Annotated in this window: 19 protein-coding genes; 7 read left to right on the forward strand and 12 right to left on the reverse strand. The window is 70.4% G+C overall.

Going from position 1 to position 17,186, the window contains the following annotated elements; genetic code table 11:
- Positions 1-4: 4 nt before the first annotated feature.
- Genes ACIBUY_RS27130 through ACIBUY_RS27150 form a run of 5 tightly spaced genes read right to left on the reverse strand, consistent with a single transcriptional unit; the run spans position 5 to position 4,975 of the window.
- The gene (locus tag ACIBUY_RS27130; protein ID WP_365571952.1) at positions 5-763 is read right to left on the reverse strand and encodes an ABC transporter ATP-binding protein; all 759 of its coding nucleotides are present in this window, start codon (positions 761-763) and stop codon (positions 5-7) included.
- A 9-nt stretch (positions 764-772) separates the two neighbouring features.
- Positions 773-2,383 carry a benzoylformate decarboxylase gene (gene mdlC / locus ACIBUY_RS27135; RefSeq protein ID WP_365571949.1) on the reverse strand — a complete coding sequence of 537 codons (1,611 nt, stop codon included), beginning with the start codon at positions 2,381-2,383 and terminating at the stop codon, positions 773-775.
- The gene (locus ACIBUY_RS27140) at positions 2,380-3,168 is read right to left on the reverse strand and encodes an ABC transporter permease (protein WP_399153985.1); all 789 of its coding nucleotides are present in this window, start codon (positions 3,166-3,168) and stop codon (positions 2,380-2,382) included. The genes mdlC and ACIBUY_RS27140 overlap by 4 nt, the downstream gene beginning before the upstream one ends.
- Positions 3,165-3,953: an ABC transporter permease gene (locus ACIBUY_RS27145; RefSeq protein ID WP_399153986.1), complete on the reverse strand. Its 789-nt coding sequence runs from the start codon at positions 3,951-3,953 to the stop codon at positions 3,165-3,167. The genes ACIBUY_RS27140 and ACIBUY_RS27145 overlap by 4 nt, the downstream gene beginning before the upstream one ends.
- 50 nt (positions 3,954-4,003) lie before the next feature.
- Complete coding sequence (locus ACIBUY_RS27150) at positions 4,004-4,975, reverse strand: ABC transporter substrate-binding protein (protein ID WP_399153987.1); 972 nt, start codon at positions 4,973-4,975, stop codon at positions 4,004-4,006.
- Between the two features lie 270 nt (positions 4,976-5,245).
- Here ACIBUY_RS27150 and ACIBUY_RS27155 point away from each other — a divergent pair, with 270 nt between their 5' ends.
- Entirely contained in the window at positions 5,246-6,052 is an 807-nt protein-coding gene (locus tag ACIBUY_RS27155; RefSeq protein ID WP_365571937.1) for a MarR family transcriptional regulator, read from the forward strand.
- On the opposite strand, the gene ACIBUY_RS27160 is transcribed toward ACIBUY_RS27155, so the two are convergent.
- The 3 genes from ACIBUY_RS27160 to ACIBUY_RS27170 form a co-directional block, all read right to left on the reverse strand.
- Positions 5,962-6,216, reverse strand: coding sequence for a helix-turn-helix domain-containing protein (locus tag ACIBUY_RS27160; protein ID WP_399153988.1), 255 nt, complete (start codon positions 6,214-6,216; stop codon positions 5,962-5,964). The two genes, ACIBUY_RS27155 and ACIBUY_RS27160, sit on opposite strands and share 91 nt — an antisense overlap.
- Positions 6,217-6,424: 208 nt before the next feature.
- The gene (locus tag ACIBUY_RS27165; protein ID WP_399153989.1) at positions 6,425-7,327 is read right to left on the reverse strand and encodes an aminoglycoside phosphotransferase family protein; all 903 of its coding nucleotides are present in this window, start codon (positions 7,325-7,327) and stop codon (positions 6,425-6,427) included.
- A 99-nt stretch (positions 7,328-7,426) separates the two neighbouring features.
- Positions 7,427-8,167: a class I SAM-dependent methyltransferase gene (locus ACIBUY_RS27170; RefSeq protein ID WP_399153990.1), complete on the reverse strand. Its 741-nt coding sequence runs from the start codon at positions 8,165-8,167 to the stop codon at positions 7,427-7,429.
- 313 nt (positions 8,168-8,480) lie between these two features.
- Here ACIBUY_RS27170 and ACIBUY_RS27175 point away from each other — a divergent pair, with 313 nt between their 5' ends.
- Positions 8,481-9,206, forward strand: coding sequence for a class I SAM-dependent methyltransferase (locus tag ACIBUY_RS27175; RefSeq protein WP_399153991.1), 726 nt, complete (start codon positions 8,481-8,483; stop codon positions 9,204-9,206).
- 157 nt (positions 9,207-9,363) lie between these two features.
- Here ACIBUY_RS27175 and ACIBUY_RS27180 read toward each other — a convergent pair whose 3' ends face one another.
- Positions 9,364-10,503, reverse strand: a complete 1,140-nt coding sequence (locus ACIBUY_RS27180; RefSeq protein WP_399154049.1) for an MFS transporter — start codon at positions 10,501-10,503, stop codon at positions 9,364-9,366.
- Between the two features lie 120 nt (positions 10,504-10,623).
- On the opposite strand from ACIBUY_RS27180, the gene ACIBUY_RS27185 reads away from it, so the two are divergent.
- Positions 10,624-11,391 carry a helix-turn-helix transcriptional regulator gene (locus ACIBUY_RS27185; RefSeq protein WP_365571922.1) on the forward strand — a complete coding sequence of 256 codons (768 nt, stop codon included), beginning with the start codon at positions 10,624-10,626 and terminating at the stop codon, positions 11,389-11,391.
- A gap of 41 nt (positions 11,392-11,432) precedes the next feature.
- Here ACIBUY_RS27185 and ACIBUY_RS27190 read toward each other — a convergent pair whose 3' ends face one another.
- Entirely contained in the window at positions 11,433-12,182 is a 750-nt protein-coding gene (locus ACIBUY_RS27190) for an aminoglycoside N(3)-acetyltransferase (RefSeq protein ID WP_399153992.1), read from the reverse strand.
- A 268-nt stretch (positions 12,183-12,450) separates the two neighbouring features.
- Between ACIBUY_RS27190 and ACIBUY_RS27195 the strand changes: the two genes are divergently transcribed.
- The gene (locus ACIBUY_RS27195; protein WP_399153993.1) at positions 12,451-13,056 is read left to right on the forward strand and encodes a dihydrofolate reductase family protein; all 606 of its coding nucleotides are present in this window, start codon (positions 12,451-12,453) and stop codon (positions 13,054-13,056) included.
- Between the two features lie 82 nt (positions 13,057-13,138).
- Here the strand turns inward: ACIBUY_RS27195 and ACIBUY_RS27200 are convergent, their stop codons facing one another.
- Positions 13,139-13,546: an FKBP-type peptidyl-prolyl cis-trans isomerase gene (locus ACIBUY_RS27200; RefSeq protein ID WP_365571913.1), complete on the reverse strand. Its 408-nt coding sequence runs from the start codon at positions 13,544-13,546 to the stop codon at positions 13,139-13,141.
- Positions 13,547-13,757: 211 nt separating this feature from the next.
- Here ACIBUY_RS27200 and ACIBUY_RS27205 point away from each other — a divergent pair, with 211 nt between their 5' ends.
- A complete protein-coding gene (locus tag ACIBUY_RS27205) occupies positions 13,758-14,429 on the forward strand; it encodes an NAD-dependent epimerase/dehydratase family protein (protein WP_365571910.1) in 672 nt (223 codons plus the stop codon).
- On the opposite strand, the gene ACIBUY_RS27210 is transcribed toward ACIBUY_RS27205, so the two are convergent.
- Complete coding sequence (locus tag ACIBUY_RS27210) at positions 14,401-14,901, reverse strand: MarR family transcriptional regulator (protein ID WP_365571907.1); 501 nt, start codon at positions 14,899-14,901, stop codon at positions 14,401-14,403. The genes ACIBUY_RS27205 and ACIBUY_RS27210 overlap by 29 nt on opposite strands.
- A 138-nt stretch (positions 14,902-15,039) precedes the next feature.
- Here ACIBUY_RS27210 and ACIBUY_RS27215 point away from each other — a divergent pair, with 138 nt between their 5' ends.
- Entirely contained in the window at positions 15,040-16,239 is a 1,200-nt protein-coding gene (locus ACIBUY_RS27215) for an MFS transporter (protein WP_399153994.1), read from the forward strand.
- A gap of 58 nt (positions 16,240-16,297) precedes the next feature.
- Positions 16,298-17,122, forward strand: coding sequence for an aldo/keto reductase (locus tag ACIBUY_RS27220; protein WP_365571901.1), 825 nt, complete (start codon positions 16,298-16,300; stop codon positions 17,120-17,122).
- Positions 17,123-17,186: the final 64 nt, after the last annotated feature.

The following is a 17,186-nucleotide window of genomic DNA, read 5'->3' on the forward strand; positions in this document are numbered from 1 at the left end:
GGCGTCAGGGCCGGTCCGGGGTGCGTACCGCCCGGCCGACCTCGGCCCGCAGGCGGACGAACTCCGGCAGGCCGCGCGTCGCGATCTGGTCGCGTTTCACGGGGAGTTCGACCGCCAGGTCGCGGACGACGCGGGAGTCGGGGCCGGGGGAGAGGACGACGACGCGGTCGCCGACGTAGACGCTCTCGTCGATGTCGTGCGTGACGAACACGATCGTCGTGCCGTCGGTGCGGTGCACCTCCAGGAGCAGGTCCTCCAGGTCCTCGCGGGTCTGCGCGTCCAGCGAGCCGAAGGGTTCGTCCATGAGCAGCAGCGAGGGCCGCACGACCAGGGCGCGGGCGATCGCGACCCGCTGCTGCATGCCCCCGGACAGCTGCCAGGGGTGGCTGCGCGTCGAGGTGCGCAGTCCGACGCGCTCCAGGATGCGTTCGGCCGCGGCGTGCCGCTCGGCCCGGCGCAGGCCCTGGCGGCGCAGCGGCAGCGCCACGTTGTCGCGGACCGTGAGCCACGGCAGCAGCGAGCGGCCGTAGTCCTGGAAGACGACGGCGAGCCGGTCGGGGACGCCCGTGACCACGGTGCCGTCGACGGTGACGGTGCCCGCGCGCACCGGCAGCAGTCCGGCGACGGTCCGCAGCAGGGTCGACTTTCCGCAGCCCGACGGGCCGACGACGCACAGGAGTTGACCGTCCGGGACGGTCAGGGACACGTCGTGCAGGACGCGGCGCTCGCCGTAGGACTGGCTGACGGAGTCGAGTCGGAGCATGCCGTGACGTCACCCCGCCCAGGGTTCGTAGAGCACGCCCTCGGTCCCGGTGACGCGCAGGTGCAGCAGGTGCGGGCCGTCGTCGTCGCCGAGCGACGTCACCGCGCGGTCCAGGGCCTTGCCGAGGTCCTGCGGGCGGTCCGCGAAGTCGGCCGCGCAGCCGAACGACGCGGCGAGGTGCGCGAAGTCGATGCCGCCGATGTCCGTGCCCGGCACCGACGGGATGCCGATGCGGCGACCGAGCGCACGCACCGCCCCGTAGCCGCCGTTGTCGAGGATCACGAACGTGACCGGTGCGCGGTGCCGGGCCGCCGTCCACAGGGCCTGCACCGAGTACAGCGCCGAGCCGTCGCCCAGGACGCAGACCACGCGCCGCCGGTCGGCGAGCGCGCGCCCGACGGCCAGCGGCAGGCCCCAGCCGAGCGCGCCGCTGCCCGCGGTGAGGAAGCCGCCCGGCAGATCGATCGGCACGCGCGCGTGCAGCGCCGCGCGATGGCTGGGGGCCTCCTCGACGAGCACCCGGTCGTGGGGGAGCCGCCGGTGGAGCTGGTCGAGGACGAGCTCCGGAGTCAGCCGGTCGGCGGGGGCGACGGGCGCGGGCGTGCCGCGCGGCGGTGGTGGTTCGCGGTCCGACGGGCCCACCAGCGCGGCCAGTTGGGCCAGCGCGGGGCGCAGCGTGGTGACCAGGCTCGTGCCCGTGGGCAGCCACGCCGCCTGCGCCGGGTCGCAGTCCAGGTGGAAGAGCTCGGTGCCGGGCGCGAGCAGCGGGCCGTCGTCGGCCACGTGGTAGGTGAACACGGGGGTGCCGAGCGCGACCACCACGTCGTACGGCTCCAGGCGCTCGGCCAACTGCCCCGGTACCGGCGGCAGGAAGCCCTGGAAGAGCGGGTGCGACTCGGGAAAGCCCGAGCGGCCCGACAGCGGGCTGATCCACACCCCCGCACGGATCCGCTCGGCCAGCGCGAGGGCCTCGGGCAGCGCGGCCTCGTCCTCGACGCCCTGGCCGACGACGAGTGCGGGCCGCGCGCAGGCGTCGAGCCTGGCGGCGAGCGCGGCCAGCGCGGCGGGCTCCGCGGTGAACCCGCCGTGCACCGCGCGGGGTTCGACCGGCTGCGCCGCGTGGTCCCAGTCGTCCTCGGGAACGGACACGAACGCCGGGCCGCGCGGATGGGTCATCGCGATGCGGTGCGCCTCGGCGAGGACGGCGGGCACATCGGCGGCCCGCTCCGGCTGCCGCGCGAACTTCACGTACGGGCGCGGGAACCGGTCCGGTTCGTCGGCGCCGAGGAAGGGCCGCAGCTGGATCAGGGAGCGTGCCTGCTGACCGGCGACGATGACCAGCGGCACCCGGTCGCGGTACGCGTTGAAGACGGCACCGAGCGCGTGTCCGACCCCGCCCGCCGAGTGCAGGCTGACGAACGCGGCGCGCCCCGTGCCGAGCGCGTGCCCCGCGGCCATCGCGACCGCCGTGGACTCCTGGAGCCCGAGGACGTAGGTGAAGTCGTCGGGCCAGTCGCGGAACATGCGCAGTTCCGTGGAGCCCGGATTGCCGAAGACGGTGGTCATGCCGGTGGCGCGCAGCAGCCGGACGACCGCTTCCAGGACCGTCGTTGTCGTCATGCCGTCCTCCGTGTGCCGAGCAGCCGCTTCTCCAGCGCCAGCAGGCACGTGTTGAGTACGAAGCCGAGGACGCCGAGGAGCGTCAGCGCCGCCCACACGGTGAGCAGGTCCGACCGGGACTGGGCGTCGGTGAGCGTGAAGCCGATCCCGTTCTCCGTGCCCGGCAGCAGCTCCGAGAACACCATCAGGATCAGCGCGAGCGACAGGCTGAGCCGCAGTCCGGCGAAGATGCGGGGGAGCGCGGACGGCACGATCACGTACCAGAGGCGCTCGGCCCCGGTGAGCCGCAGCACGGCGGCGACCTCCAGGCGCAGCGGATCGGTGGCCCGCGCGCCCTCCGCGGTGTTGAGGAGCACCGGCCACACCGCACTGAACACGATCGACGTGACCTGCATCGGCGTACCGAAGTCCAGGACCACGACGAAGACCGGGACCAGGGCGGGCGGCGGCACGGCGCGCGCGAACTGCAGCACCGGATCGCACAGGGCGTACACCCGCGGGGAGCGGCCGAGTGCCACCCCCAGCGCGATCCCGAGGAGGGCGGCGAGCACGAAGCCGGCGGCCATCCGGCCGAGACTCGGGCCGATGGTGTCGAGCGCCGCGTCGGTGAGGAACAGCCGGCCGGCCGGTCCGGAGAACCACAGGGCGTGGGCCTGGCGCACGATCCGCGACGGCGGCGGGAAGAAAACGCTGCCGTGCGAGCGGGCCGCCAACTCCCAGGCGCCGACGGCCAGTACGAGCACGGGCCAGCGCAGGAGGGACCCGGGCGCCGGTGGACGCTTCACGAGCCCACCGCCTGGCGGTCGGGCGTCCACGGGAACAACCGCCGCTGCGCCCACACCAGTACGCCGTTGACGAGCAGACCCAGAGCCCCGGCCCACACCACGCCCGCCAGCACGTCCCGCGTTCCGTCCGTGGCCAGTTGGGCCTGGGCGATGAAGATGCCGAGGCCCTCGCCGAACCCGGACAGCAGCTCCGTCGCCACGGCCAGGACGAGCGCGACGGCCGCTGAGATGCGTACGCCCGCGGCGATGAACGGCGCCGCGCCGACGAGTTCGACGCGCACCAGCACCGCGATCCGCCCGAAGCCGAACGCGCGCAGCGTGTCCTTGGCCAGCGCCTCGCTCTCCCCGAGGCCGTACACCGTGTTGAACAGGATCGGCCACACCGAGGCGTACGTGATCAGCGCGACCTCGGTCTCGGTGCCGGACCCGAGGAGCAGCGAGACCAGCGGGATCAACGCGACCGACGGCAACGGCCGCAGGAACTCCACGATCGCACGCGTCGCCGCGTCCACCACCGGCACGCTCCCGAGCACCAGGCCGACCGGCACGGCGATCACGCACGCGAGCCCGAGCCCCAGCGCCCAGGCGCGCAGGGTGGCCCCCACCCCGTCGCGGAACGCGGCGTCCCCGCTCAGCTCCACGGCGCGGGCGAGGACGTCGGACGCGGGCGGCAGATAGCTGCGCCGCACCAGCCCCGCCCGCGACACGGCCTCGCACGCGCCGAAGGCCAGCAGCACACCGACGACGCCGAGCGCGACGTCCCGGCGACTGCGCCGCCCGCTCACGCGACGTACGGGAGTCCCTCTGTTCGCGCGACTCGCTCGATTCCCCCGACTCACTTGACGAGCAGGGCCGACGGGTCGACGTCCTTCTTCAACAGCCCCTGTTTTCGCATGAGTTCGACGAGTCGGCGCAGTTGGGTCGCGTCGGCCGACGCGGGGTAGGCGGGCAGCCCGAGCGACGTGGCCTGCGCCGCCGTGACCTTGGTGTACTTCGGCAGCTCCGCGCGGACGGCCGACGGGTCCTGGGCCGCGACGGCGGACGCGGCCTCGATCGCGCGCCGGAACTTGGCGGCGGCGTCCGGGTGTTGCTTCGCGTACCGGGCGGTGGTGACGTATCCGCTGATGGGCAGCGACTGGACGGGTGCCGCGCCGCCGTCGACGAGGACCCTCGCCCCGAGGTCGTGCTGGATCGCGCCGTCGAAGGGCTCGACCGCGTGCACGGCGTCGACCTGCCCCTTCTCCAGGGCGGGCCCCATCTGCGGGAACGCGATCTGTCGGTAGGCGGGTCGCCCGGCACCCTGCTGGTCGAGGATCGCGTTCAGCGTCAGTGTCTGGATGTTGTTGAGGATGTTGACGGCGACCTTCTTGCCCTGGAGGCCGGCCGCGGTCTTGATCGGGGAGTCCTTCGGGACCAGGACGTCCATCATGTGCGGCGCCATCCGTACGCCCTCCGCGAGGATCCGTACGTCGAGCGTGCCCTTCTCGTACGCCTGCAGGAAGGTCACGTAGTTGGCGCTCGCGATCACGTCCACCTGGCCCTTGGACAGGGCGGGCAGCGCCTGGATGCTCTGCTGCACGGGCTGGATGCGGACATCCAGGCCCTCCTTCTTGAACAGGCCCCGGTCCCGGGCGATGTAGAGCGCTGCGGAGTCCGTCAGCGGCAGGGCCGCGACGGTGATCCGGGTGTCCTTCCCGCCGCCGGAGCCGTCCGAGTCGCTGTCGCCGCATGCGCCGAGCAGCAGCACCAGCGCGATCGCGCCCGCCGCGGCCCGGCCGGTTCCCGTCCTCAGGTGACGTAACGTCATGAACCTCTGCCTATCAGGTACATGGCAATGATCGCCACCGTGGGCGGGAGGCTCAGCGGGTCCTTCCAGGAACTGGCGCGTTCTGCCAGGAATCCACGCCCGTCAAGCCCCTCCCCATGACTGAGAACACGCTCGATCGTCAGGGGACACCGATTCCCTCCGGTCGCCGATGAGTTTCGGTGTCCCGGACGGTCTCAGTCGGCACACCTAACAACGGAGAACTCGATGGGTATGACGCGCTTGCATCCGATGACTCACACGGCCCGTCGTATGTTCGAACTGCTGGAGCCGATCTGCCTGGTCACCTTCTTCGCCGACGAGTGCAATGAGGAACTGGCCGCGCTCGGCCACCGCACCTACTGGGACGGCTACTTCGCCAGCCGCGCCGCTCCACTGGGACGGGTGCCGGCCCAGGTCGTGCACGCGGCCTTCTACAACTTCGCCGAAGGGGAGGCCGCACGGCACATCCCCAGCGCCTGGGAGACGATCCCGCCCGAGGAGTCCGTCGCCGCGCGGGAGCGGGGCAGTGCGGCCTCCCTGCGGCGAATCCTCGGCGCCGAACTGGCCGACTCGCCGGGCCTGGTGCGCGCCGCGGACCTGACCACCAAGGCCGCGACGAGCGCCCCCACCGAAGGCCGGGTGATGTACGCCGGCATGCGCACCCTTGAGATCCCCGGCGACCCCGTCACCCGGCTGTGGCATTCCGCGACCATGCTGCGCGAGCATCGCGGCGACGGGCACATCGCCGCGCTCGTCGGCGCGCGCATCAGCGGCACGGAGGCCCACGTGCTGTCCGCTCTGGAACAGGGCATTCACCCCCCGGAGTCGTTCGGACGCATCCATCACCTCCCGAAAGAGCGCCTGGCCGCGGTCATGGACGGCTTGCGTGAACGGGGACTGGTCGACGCCGAGGGTCACTTCACTGATGCCGGTCGCGCGACCAAGGAACGTATCGAAACTCTGACGGACGAACTCGCCACACCGCCCTACGACGCCCTGGCCCCCGCCGAGCTCGACGCACTGATCACCGAACTCGAACCGATCACTGCGGCCCTGGTGGCCGCGGGCTCGCAGTGACACGCGGGCGCGGCTGGTAGCAGCGAGTTCCTCGTGGCGAAGCCGACCTCGGTCGCGATCCGGTCGACCGAGAGGTCGGTGGTCTCCAGGAGAGTGTGTGCGTCGTTCACCCGCTGCCGAGTGAGCCAGCGGTCAGGGCTGGTGCCCGTCTCCGGGGCGTTCATCGACAAGTGCGACCTTGTGCGCGATCTGGTGGGGTGTGCGACATGGTCTGCGGAGCCGACCGGCTGCGTTCCCTGGACACCTTCAGGCCGCCGCGGCGGCACCCTGGTATCCAGTCTGCCTGTGAGCCGCCAAGTTGGGGTGCGGGCAGTATCGCCCGCCAGGTCGCTCGAAAGGCCGGTCTGCTCGGCTACGACGTCATCCCCATGGCTACGCCGAACCGTCGATCAGTACGCCCTCGAGTGCTGCCCGGCCCGCAGGTCCCCAGTGTGGCTTGCCGCCGGGAAGGCCCCGGTCTCCGTTCCGGCCCATGAGCATGAGGAAGAGGCTCTTCATGGCGGCCAGCCCGCGGGCGCGCCGGATCGTCCCCTCGTCTGCCTGCGCGTACGCGTCGAAGAACCGTGAGGCGCAGCCCGCGGGGAGGAGCACCCACGCGGCGGCGAGGTCCCAGGCCGGGTCGCCGGCGAACAGGGCACCGAAGTCGACGACGCCCGAGAGCGTTCCGTCCGAGACGACGACGTTCGCGGGATGGAGGTCGCCGTGCACCCATACGGGCGGGCCCTCCCAGTCGGGAGCCGCAACGGCGTCGTCCCAGACGGCCCGGACCTCGTCGGCAATGCCGCCGGGGGCGACGGCTTCGAAGAAGTGGTCGAAGCCGTCCGTGCACTTCTTGGGGTGGGCGCCGAAGTCCGAGCTGATCGGCGCCTCGGCGGGCGCCTCCACGTGGAGCGCCCGGAGGAAGCCCGCGAGTGTGTCGGCCGCGTGGTCTCCACGGCTGATCGAGCCGTGGTCCAGCGGCTCGCCGGGAACCCACGTCATCACGGTCCAGTGCTTGGGGAAGCGCACGGACGGTTCGCCGAACCGCACCGGGGTCGGCACCGGGAGCGGCAGGCGCGGAGCCAGCACGGGCAGCCATCGCCGCTCCTTCAACTGGAGCTCCGCAGTGGGGTCCATGCGCTGCATGCGCACAGCCAACTTGTCCCCGAGGCGCCACATGTGATTGCCCCAGCCGCCCTCCACCTCACGGATGACCAGCCCGGCGAGGTCCGGATGCTGCTCCTGCAACAGGTCACGGACCAGGTCTGCGGTGATCTCGGTCTCGGCGTCGGTCATGCGAAGTCACACTACTGGGCAGGGTTCCGGCTACGTTCATGATCCCCGGCCGGCCGGTTGCATGGGCCGGGACGCTTTCACGTCCCGGCGCAGCGGAACTTACGGTTTGTGGGTTACCCAGAGCAGTTCCGCCGGCCAGCGGTGTGCCCAGTCGGGTGGGTCGGTTTCGTTGTAGCCGTTGGGTGTGCCGAGTGCGGGCCGTGGCTCGATGAGGTCGTCGATGATGAGACCCGCGCCGCGCAGGACCTTGACCCAGCCGCCGTAGGTGAGCTGATAGCTGGTCGCACCGTCGCCTTCGGCGATGGTGTTCAGCCCGAAGTAGTCCTGCTGCAGCGTCGTGGTCACGCGGCTGGCGGCTTCGTCGTAGCAGGCTTCGAACCACGGGCTGGCGACGTTGAACACCAGGCGCCCGCCTCGGCCCAGGACGCGTACGGCTTCCGGGACGGCCAGGTGCGGGGGCGCCCAGCTGAGCCCACCGAAGTCGCAGAACACCAGGTCGAAGCTGCCTGCGGCGAAGGGGAGTTGCTCGGCGGCGCCTTGCACCAGCGGGTAGCGGGCCGCTCCCATCGCGCGGGCCGCTGCGGCGAGTTGGGCTTCGGACAGGTCGAGCCCGACCACGCCGGCGCCCTCGGCGGCGAGCGCCCTGGACCACTGGCCGGCGCCGCAGCCGAGTTCGAGGACGCGTTTGCCGGTGACGCCGCCCAGGGCCTGCAGGTGCGCGTCGGGGATGGAGTACATGCCCCACAGGCGGGGTGTGGCGCCGATCTGCGGATCGTGTTTGTGCTGGTAGTCGCTGCTGATCTGGTTCCAGAGCCGCCGGTTGGCGGGGGTGCTGTCCACGTGCCGACTCCAGCACTGCCTGCCGGGGGCGGTCAACGCGATTACGGCACGGGCGGGCCCGCGATCAGTCGGACGGCCCCGAGGGGTTGTCTGTCTGACGGGTCGCGGGTGATCCGGCGTCTTTGAGGGCGGTGCCCTGTTGGGTCGGGCATCGCTTCACCCTGCGTCAAGGGGAAGTCGTTCGTCAGGCTGGGGTCAGGCCGGGCGGTGCGAAGCGGGCTCGCCGGCCGGCAGGGCGAAACACGGAGCCGCCCGCCGTACGCGAGCGAAACCGGGTAGTTCTTCGGGGCCGGACCCGCATACGTTCGGCACCATGGCTGACGCATGCTTCGCGCATCCCCGACTCGCCGCGATCTACGATGCGCTCGACCCTGACCGCAGCGACCTCGATGCCTACCTCGGGATGGCGGAAGACTTCGGGGTGCGACGAGTTCTGGACATCGGCTGCGGTACAGGGGTGTTCGCACTTCTCCTGGCCGACCGCGGGATCGAGGTCGTCGGTGTCGATCCCGCGCAGGCTTCCGTCGACGTCGCCCGGGCCAAACCGGGCAGTGAGCAAGTGCGTTGGGTCTGCGGCGATGCGACGGCGATCCCGCTGCTGCAGGTCGACCTGGCGACCATGACAGCGAACGTCGCCCAGGCCATCGCAGATCCCGGCACCTGGGAGAAGACGCTGCGGGGCGCCCATGACGCACTACGGCCGGGCGGGCACCTCGTCTTCGAGACCCGTGATCCCGCCAGGCGCGCCTGGGAAGAATGGACCCGAGAGAACTCCTACCGCGTGACGGAGATCCCGGGGGTCGGCTCCGTCGAGAGCTGGGTCCAGTTGATCGACGTGGTCTTGCCCCTGGTGACCTTCCGCTGGACCTACGTCTTCGCCGCGAACGGACAGGTGCTGACCTCGGATTCGACGCTGCGCTTCCGGGAGCGCGAAGAGATCGAGGCGACCTTGGTCGCCCACGGCTACGTGGTGGAAGACATTCGCGATGCTCCTGACCGGCCGGGCAAGGAGTTCGTCTTCCTCGCACGACGTACCTGACTCAGTGATCCACGCCCTCAAATCGATGCCTCGCGCTCTTGGACACGGGCGTCGTCGAGAGCTTTATGGTGCAGCCGTGGCAGATGTCGGCCTTCGCCGATGGGTGGTGGAGCATCGGATGCCCCACCCATCGGCTCCAGGACGAGACCGTCACCAGTCACAGGCCCTCGGCAGGCTCCCGTTCGCCCTGGGCCGGTTCACGCAAGAAGACAGAGACCAGCATCGCGAGCACCGGCAGGACGGCGAGCACCGCGAGTGCGCCCCGGGGACCGTAGTGGGTCGCGACGACGCCGAGCAGCGGCATGAACAGGCCACCGGCGCTCATGGCGAGGCCGAGGGTGACGCCGGCGGCGGTTCCGGGGCGGCTGGGCAGGTAGTCCTGGCCGAGCTTGATGAGGACGGCGAACGGGATGTTCGAGATCAGGCCGACCAGCAGTGCGAGCGGCAGCGCCAGGTACTTGTCGTCGCAGATCAGCATGAGCCACAGAGCGGGCAGCATCGCCGCGTTGCCGATCTGTACGGTGCGCACCATGCCGATGCGGTCGGCCAGCCGCCCGCCGAGCAGCGTGCCGGCCACACCACCGCCGAGAACGAGGGTCAGGGCGAGACCTCCGAGTCCGCTGCTCGCTTCCAGATGGCGGATCCAGTACAGCGAGACGAAGGTGTTCAGTCCGGTCGAAATGGTGGACCGTACGATCTCGACGGCGGTCAGGGCGGCGAACCGGCCCGGCCGGTCCTTTCCCTGGCGCTGCGCCTTCGTGACCGCCGCACCCGATGTCCGGTTGTGATGGCGCAGCAGAACGAAGCCCATGAGGACGGCGGGTGGGACGAACAGCGCGGTCGCGCCCATTCCGAGGTTGCCCAGGGCGGGTGTGACCAGCGCAGGAGCGATGAAGAACCCCACGCTGCCGCCCGCCGCGAAGTAGCTCATGGCGGTGGCGCTGCCCCCGGCCGCACGGCGCGCATCGCGTCCCGCGGGCGGATGGAACATGGCGATGCCGATACCCGCCATCAACAGGAGGGTGAACACCAGCGGGTAGGAGGGCACCAGCCCGGACAGACCTGCTCCGACACCCGCCAGAGCGACCCCCAGCGGCGACATCCACCGCAGCCGGAACCGGTCGGCGAGCAGCCCGATCGGCACCTGCGGTACTGCGCTGCCGAGCGTCGCGGCGAGAGCCAGCCCCGAAGCCTGTACGTAACTGAAGTCGCGCTGCAGTACGAAGTAGGGGACCGCGGCGGGCACGAGGCCCTGGTAGAAGTCGTCGACGGCATGGGCGCTCGCCCAGATCCGCATCCGGCGCCAGTGCCCGGGCGGACCGCCCGCCTGACGGGAAGTGCTTGTTTCCTGGATCGTTGTCACACGCCCACGATGGGCCGGAGCACCCCAGGCGCGCTTCCCGTATTCTGCCTACCTATGTCGCAGATCCGCCACACGCCCGTCGCGCCGACCGCCACCCGGCTCCTCGATGGTGGCGAGACCATCGACCGGCACCGTCACGACGACCACCAACTCATCTACGTCAGTGCGGGCGTGCTCGCGATCACGACGGAGCACGGATCCTGGATCGCCTCGAACGACCGCGCCGTGTGGATCCCGGCGCGCACCTGGCACGAACACCGCTTCTACGGGCAGAGCCGCTTCCACACCATCGGCTTCCCCGCCGACGGCAGGGCGCCCCTGCTCGACGCCGAAAGCCCCACGGTCATCGCCGTCGACGCGCTGGTGCGCGAATTGCTGATCGTGCTCGCCGGCAGCACGCTCACGCAGACCGAGATCCGGCACATCGAAACGGTGCTGCGCGACCGACTGCGCCGCGTGACAGCCCAACCCGTCGCCCTGCCCGCAGCCTGCGACCAACGACTGGCCGACGCCTGCCGTCTCGTCGAAGAAGACTTGCGCCAGTCCTGGTCCCTCACCCGGCTCGCCGAGCGGGTGCACACCAGCGAGCGAACCCTCTCGCGTCTTTACCGCGACGAGTTCGGCATGACCTTCCCTCAATGGCGCACCCGTGCCCGGATCTTCACCGCGATGGTCATGCTCGCCGAGGGTGCCACCGTCACCGACACGGCGCACGCGTGCGGATGGGCGACAACCAGCGCCTTCGTCCACACCTTCGCCCAGGCCGTGGGCATCACCCCCGGTACCTACCGTGCAGGCGTGGGCAAGCCGCAGCAGGACTGACGGCCCGTGAACTCCGTGCGCCGCGTCGCGCTCCGCAGTGGTCAAGAGCTCAAGAACTGTGGATGAGTTGGTTCCCTGTCACTGACCTCGGTGATGCCGGCCCGCAGCTCGAAGTCGCGGCCGACAGTGGGGAAGTAGGTGCCGTTGTCGTTGCCGACGTCGAGGGTTTCGAGCCACACCCGCTCACCGTCCAGGTTTCGGGGGAAGCGGCGGACCTTGAGGCGCGGATTCGGGGTGAGGGACTCGGCGTGGTGCAGGAAGGAGTTGCGGTCGTGACCGACACCGACCAGGAGGATGTGCCCGCCGAGGTCGTGGAGGCGTCCGAAGGGTGAGGTGCGGCCGAGCGCGAACCCGAGTGTCTGCCGGCTCGTGATGTCCTCGGCCCGGGCACCCACGGCTGCGACGGACGCTTGCGGATGGGCGCTGCGCACGCTCTCCGGCAGTGCCCGCACTGCCTCGGGAACGGCTCCCATACCGGTGGTTTCCAGGTCAGGGTGGAAGGTGGGTACGGCCTCACGGCGCGCGATGACGCCGGGGTCGGGCATGCCGAGGTGATCGGGGTCCGGGTCGGTGACCTGCCAAGTGAACGTGGGGACGACGAGGGTTCCCGTGGGCCCGAGCACGGTGCACAGGCTGTCGACCACGGTGGCGGCTCCGCCGTCGACGCGGCCGAGGCTGGCCAGTGACGCATGCACGATCACGGACATGCCCTCTTCGAGGCCGACAGTGCGCCAGCCCCGCACCAGGTCGGCGGCAGTCAGTCCTTGGGAGGTCGGCGTGAACGTGCGCATGCTGATGTTCCCCGTGGTCGGACAGTGGGTTGCACGAACGTATGACGGGTTCGGGGATGCCGCGTAGTGACGTGCAGCACTTCGTGATCATGGTGCGCTCGCGGAGGTGGCCGCCGCGGACCACCAACCGGTCACCGGATCGTCACGCTGATGTATCCGGAAGCCGTTGTCACCATCCGAGTTGCTGATCAATCCACCGGTCGTTCACCGATGAGTCTGCGGCTCGCGGCCGGTCCAAGTTCATGACACCTCAGGAAGGGACACCACCATGTCGGAGCTTCTCGTCGACTTCATCACCTCCCTCGACGGCTACGCATCGGGAGAGGGATGGCCCGGGTTCTGGGGCCTCGAGGGCCCGGAGTACCTCGCATGGCTGGGCGAACAGCCCAAGGCCACATACCTGATGGGAACGAACACGTACCGCCTGATGTCGGGCTTCGCCGCAGGCGAGGTCCCGAAGGGCCAGGACGAGTTCAGGCCCGAAGAGGAGGCGTCCGTGGACGAACTCGGGCAAGCGCCCAAGGTGGTGTTCTCCTCCTCGCTCAAGGAGCCACTGACGTGGGCCAACTCCACACTCGTTCGCGACGACGCCGTCGAGGCGGTCCGCGCCATGAAGTCGAGTGGCTCGGGGCTCCTGAGCACGATCGGCAGCCTCAGCCTGTGCCGGTCCCTGCTGCGAGCCGGGCTCGTCGACCGTTTCCGTGTCGTCATGTTCCCGGTGATCACTGGGGCCACGGGCGAAGAACGCATTTACGACGGCTATCCGGACGTGGCCCTCGAGATGATCGAGCACCGCACCTTCGACGGCCGCATCCAACTGGTCGAGTACAAGCCCCGCGTGCTCGAGCACCCACCGCTCGGCGCCCCTGCCTGATGTCACCCGGCGCCGCGGCCGGCAGCGGCGGCACCAACCAGGGGAGCCGACGCAGCATGTTGCGGGGGAGGAGCAGCAAGGGTTACCGGGCGCTGCTCCACCCCGTTGTTCCGGAATACGAGTCGATCAGGTCCACCACGAAGACCAGGGTCGAGCCCGCCGGGATCAACGGCGAGGGCGACTGATTGCCGTAGCCGAGACGCGGGGGAACGATGATCTCGCGCCGACCGCCGACCTTCATCGCCCTCACCCCCCGGTCCCAGCCCTTGATGACCTTGCCGCCGCCCAGGGCGAACTTGAACGGCTCGCCCCGGTCCCAGGAGGCGTCGAACTCCTTCCCGGATTCGAAGGTCACTCCGACATAGTGGACCTTGACCACCATGCCGGGCTTCACCTCGGCCCCGTTCCCGACGATCAGGTCACGGATGGTCAGGTCGGTAGGAGCGTCACCCTCCGGAACGTGGACCTCGGGCTTCATCAGTTCACTCATTGCCGCCTCATCATGATCAGTCAGGGCTGTCAGGGCTGTCAGGGCTGTCAGGGCTGTCGGGGGCCCATGCCGGGACCCGTCGGACACATGGGCACCCCATGCAGCCAATGGCCACGCTACCGAGGGTGCTGATCCACGGAGCACGCCCCATCGGGCGGCCCCGCGGCAGGATGGGCGCACGAGCACATCCCTCGACCCGGACGGACCTCCTGTGAACGTTCTCCTCTTCGGCGCCTCCGGCATGATCGGCCAAGGCGTGCTCCGCGTCTGCCTCGACGATCCCCGGGTGACGTCCGTACGGGCGGTGGTGCGGGCACCGCTGGGCGTCACGCATCCGCGGCTGCGCGAGTTGGTGCACGAGGACTTCACGGACTTCTCCGCGCTGGCCGGCGAGTTCGCCGAGGTCGACGCCTGCTTCTTCTGCCTCGGCGTTTCGTCGGCGGGGCGCAGCGCGGACGAGTACCGGCTCATCACGCACGACTACACCCTGGCGGCGGCGCGCGCCCTGCCCGCGAATCCGGAGCTGACGTTCACCTACGTATCGGGCGAGGGCACCGACAGTACGGAGCGCGGGCGTTCCGCCTGGGCCCGGGTGAAGGGGCGTACCGAGAACGAGCTGCTGGCGATGGACTTCCACGGCTACATGTTCCGGCCGGGCTACATCCAGCCCTCGCACGGCGAGCGGTCGAGGACGGCGTGGTACCGGTGGACGTACGCCGCCGGGTCCTGGACGTATCCGCTGCTCCGGCGGTTGGCGCCGAAGCACGTGACGACGACGGAGAACCTCGCGAGGGCGATGCTCGCGGTCGTAGGCCGGCGCGGCGCCGGCGACCACATCCTGTACAGCACGGAGATCAACAGACTGGCCGCAGCGGCCGGCTGAGTCGGACGGCGGCGGCCGCCGGCCGCGGCATCTGCTCGACGACGTGCACGAGCGGGGCCAGATCGGGCTCCGTCGCGGCAGCGTCGAGCGCTTCCCGCAGCGCCGCGTCGTTGGTCGGGCGGGCTTCCTCCAGGAGGGCGAGGCCCGCGGGGGAGACGTTCGTGTAGATGCCGCGGCGGTCGGTCGGGCACAGATAGCGGGACAGCAGGCCCCGGTCCTCCAGGCGCGTGACGAGCCGGGTCGTGGCGCTCTGGCTGAGGACGACGGCGGCGGCGACCTGGTTCATCTGGAGATGACCGCCCACCCCGTCGTGCTGTCGGCTGAGGACGTCGAGCAGGGAGTACTCGCGCACGCTCAGGCCGTGCCCGGCCTGCAGGGCGCGCTCGAGATGGGACTCGATCCTGCCGTGGAGCAGGGACAGCGCGCACCAGCCCTGGGCGAGGGCGGTGAGTGCGGGGGCCGTGGCAGTCATGGGTGAGTGTCCTTCCGTACGAGCCCCAACCCAGTGAGGCATACGCCACTATACCGCGTTTGCAATTAACCCGCGCGTGCAATTATTGTGGTCGCTCGTCATGCTCCACCGCACCAACCCCTCCGGAAGGTCACTTCCATGCCTCTCGCGCTCCTGGCCCTCGCCATCGGGGCCTTCGGCATCGGCACCACCGAATTCGTCATCATGGGCCTGCTGCCGGACGTCGCCACCGACTTCGGCGTCTCCGTGCCCACCGCCGGATTCCTGGTCACCGGATACGCCCTGGGCGTCATGTTCGGCGCCCCGCTCATGACGGCACTCGGCACCAGGATCAGCCGCAAGAACATGCTGATGCTGCTCATGGTCCTGTTCATCGTGGGCAATGTCGTCTCGGCCGTCGCCCCCGCCTTCGCGGTCATGCTGATCGGCCGCGTGATCGCCTCGCTGGCACACGGCGCGTTCTTCGGCATCGGCTCCGTCGTCGCCGCCGAACTCGTCGCCCCTGAGAAGCGGGCCGGCGCCATCTCCATGATGTTCACCGGCCTGACCGTGGCCAACGTCGTCGGCGTGCCGCTGGGCACGTTCGTCGGGCAGCACGCCGGCTGGCGCGTCACGTTCTTCATCGTCGCCGGACTCGGTGTCGTCGGTCTGGCCGGTGTCGCCCGGCTCGTACCGAACATGCCGAAGCCCGAAGGCGTGCGTCTGCGCCACGAAGTGGCCGCTTTCAAGAACGTCCAGGTCCTGCTGGCCATGGCCATGACCGTGCTCGGCTTCGGCGGGGTCTTCGCGGCCATCACGTACATCGCCCCGATGATGACCGACGTCGCCGGTTACGCGGACTCGTCCGTCACCTGGCTCCTGGTCCTCTTCGGCCTCGGCATGGTCGCCGGAAACCTGATCGGCGGCAGGTTCGCCGACCGCAAGCTCATGCCGATGCTCTACACCGCGCTCGGCGGGCTGGCCGTCGTGCTCGCCCTGTTCACCATCGGTGCGCACAACAAGGTCAGCGCGGCCGTCGCCGTCCTGCTCATCGGCGCCCTGGGCTTCGCGACGGTGCCGCCGCTGCAAAAGCGGGTACTCGACCACGCACACGGGGCACCGACCCTGGCCTCCGCCGTCAACATCGGCGCCTTCAACCTCGGCAACGCGCTCTCCGCCTGGCTCGGCGGCATCGTCATCGCCGCCGGCTTCGGCTATACGTCGCCGAACTGGGTCGGCGCGGCCCTCGCCGCCTCGGCACTGGTCCTCGCCGTGCTGTCCAGCGCGCTTGAGCGCCGCGAGCCCGCACGGCACCAGGCCGTGGCCGCCCCGGAGCGACCCGTCGCAGTCCACCACTGACACCTCACGCACGGACACCTCACGCACGGACACCTCAGCAACAAGGCAAGGAACTCTCATGAACGCCATCCCCACCGTCACCCTCAACAACGGCGTCACCATGCCGCAGCTCGGCTTCGGCGTCTTCCAGGTCCCCGACGAGGAGACCACCGCGGCCGTCGCCACCGCCCTCGAGGCCGGCTACCGCAGCATCGACACCGCCGCGATCTACGGCAACGAGCGCGGCGTGGGCCGCGCGCTCGCCGACTCCGGCATCGCCCGCGACGAGCTGTTCATCACCACCAAGCTGTGGAACGCCGACCAGGGCTACGACGCCACGCTCGCCGCCTTCGACGCGTCCCTGGACAAGCTGGGCCTCGACCACGTCGACCTGTACCTCATCCACTGGCCCACCCCGGCCCGTGACCTGTACCTCGACACCTGGCGCGCTCTGGAGAAGCTGTACGCCGACGGACGCACCCGCGCCATCGGCGTCTCCAACTTCCAGCCCGCGCACCTCGAGCGCCTGCTGGGCAGCGCCTCGGTCGTCCCGGCCGTCAACCAGATCGAGCTCCACCCGGGTCTGCAGCAGCGGGAGTTGCGCGACTTCCACGCGCGGCACGGCATCGCCACCGAGGCCTGGAGCCCGCTCGCCCAGGGCGCCGTCCTCAAGGACGAGGCCGTCACCACGATCGCCGCGCGGCACGGCAAGAGCCCGGCCCAGGTGGTCCTGCGCTGGCACCTGCAGATCGGCAACGTGGTCATCCCCAAGTCGGTGACCGAGGCCCGGATCCGCGAGAACCTCGACGTCTTCGACTTCGAACTCGGCGCGCAGGAGCTCGACGCCCTCGCCGCGGCGGACCGCGGTCTGCGCACGGGCCCGGACCCCGACACTCTCAACTAGTCCCACGCCACCCCGACTTCCCCCAACACCACACGCACGTACGCACCACAGATCGAGGCACCAC

Origin of the sequence: Streptomyces sp. NPDC050085, assembly GCF_044460595.1 — a bacterium.
Classification (GTDB): Bacteria; Actinomycetota; Actinomycetes; order Streptomycetales; family Streptomycetaceae; genus Streptomyces.

Bases quoted from the DNA above. Each gene is read 5' to 3' on its own strand.
- ACIBUY_RS27180 (WP_399154049.1), bottom strand. From the start codon at position 10,503: ATGCGGATCTGGGCGAGCGCCCATGCCGTCGACGACTTCTACCAGGGC.
- ACIBUY_RS27195 (WP_399153993.1), top strand. From the start codon at position 12,451: ATGTCGGAGCTTCTCGTCGACTTCATCACCTCCCTCGACGGCTACGCA.
- ACIBUY_RS27200 (WP_365571913.1), bottom strand. From the start codon at position 13,546: ATGAGTGAACTGATGAAGCCCGAGGTCCACGTTCCGGAGGGTGACGCT.
- ACIBUY_RS27175 (WP_399153991.1), top strand. From the start codon at position 8,481: ATGGCTGACGCATGCTTCGCGCATCCCCGACTCGCCGCGATCTACGAT.
- ACIBUY_RS27185 (WP_365571922.1), top strand. From the start codon at position 10,624: ATGTCGCAGATCCGCCACACGCCCGTCGCGCCGACCGCCACCCGGCTC.
- ACIBUY_RS27210 (WP_365571907.1), bottom strand. From the start codon at position 14,901: ATGACTGCCACGGCCCCCGCACTCACCGCCCTCGCCCAGGGCTGGTGC.
- ACIBUY_RS27155 (WP_365571937.1), top strand. From the start codon at position 5,246: ATGTTCGAACTGCTGGAGCCGATCTGCCTGGTCACCTTCTTCGCCGAC.
- ACIBUY_RS27165 (WP_399153989.1), bottom strand. From the start codon at position 7,327: ATGACCGACGCCGAGACCGAGATCACCGCAGACCTGGTCCGTGACCTG.
- ACIBUY_RS27190 (WP_399153992.1), bottom strand. From the start codon at position 12,182: ATGCGCACGTTCACGCCGACCTCCCAAGGACTGACTGCCGCCGACCTG.
- ACIBUY_RS27160 (WP_399153988.1), bottom strand. From the start codon at position 6,216: ATGAACGCCCCGGAGACGGGCACCAGCCCTGACCGCTGGCTCACTCGG.
- ACIBUY_RS27150 (WP_399153987.1), bottom strand. From the start codon at position 4,975: ATGACGTTACGTCACCTGAGGACGGGAACCGGCCGGGCCGCGGCGGGC.
- ACIBUY_RS27215 (WP_399153994.1), top strand. From the start codon at position 15,040: ATGCCTCTCGCGCTCCTGGCCCTCGCCATCGGGGCCTTCGGCATCGGC.
- ACIBUY_RS27130 (WP_365571952.1), bottom strand. From the start codon at position 763: ATGCTCCGACTCGACTCCGTCAGCCAGTCCTACGGCGAGCGCCGCGTC.
- ACIBUY_RS27220 (WP_365571901.1), top strand. From the start codon at position 16,298: ATGAACGCCATCCCCACCGTCACCCTCAACAACGGCGTCACCATGCCG.
- mdlC (WP_365571949.1), bottom strand. From the start codon at position 2,383: ATGACGACAACGACGGTCCTGGAAGCGGTCGTCCGGCTGCTGCGCGCC.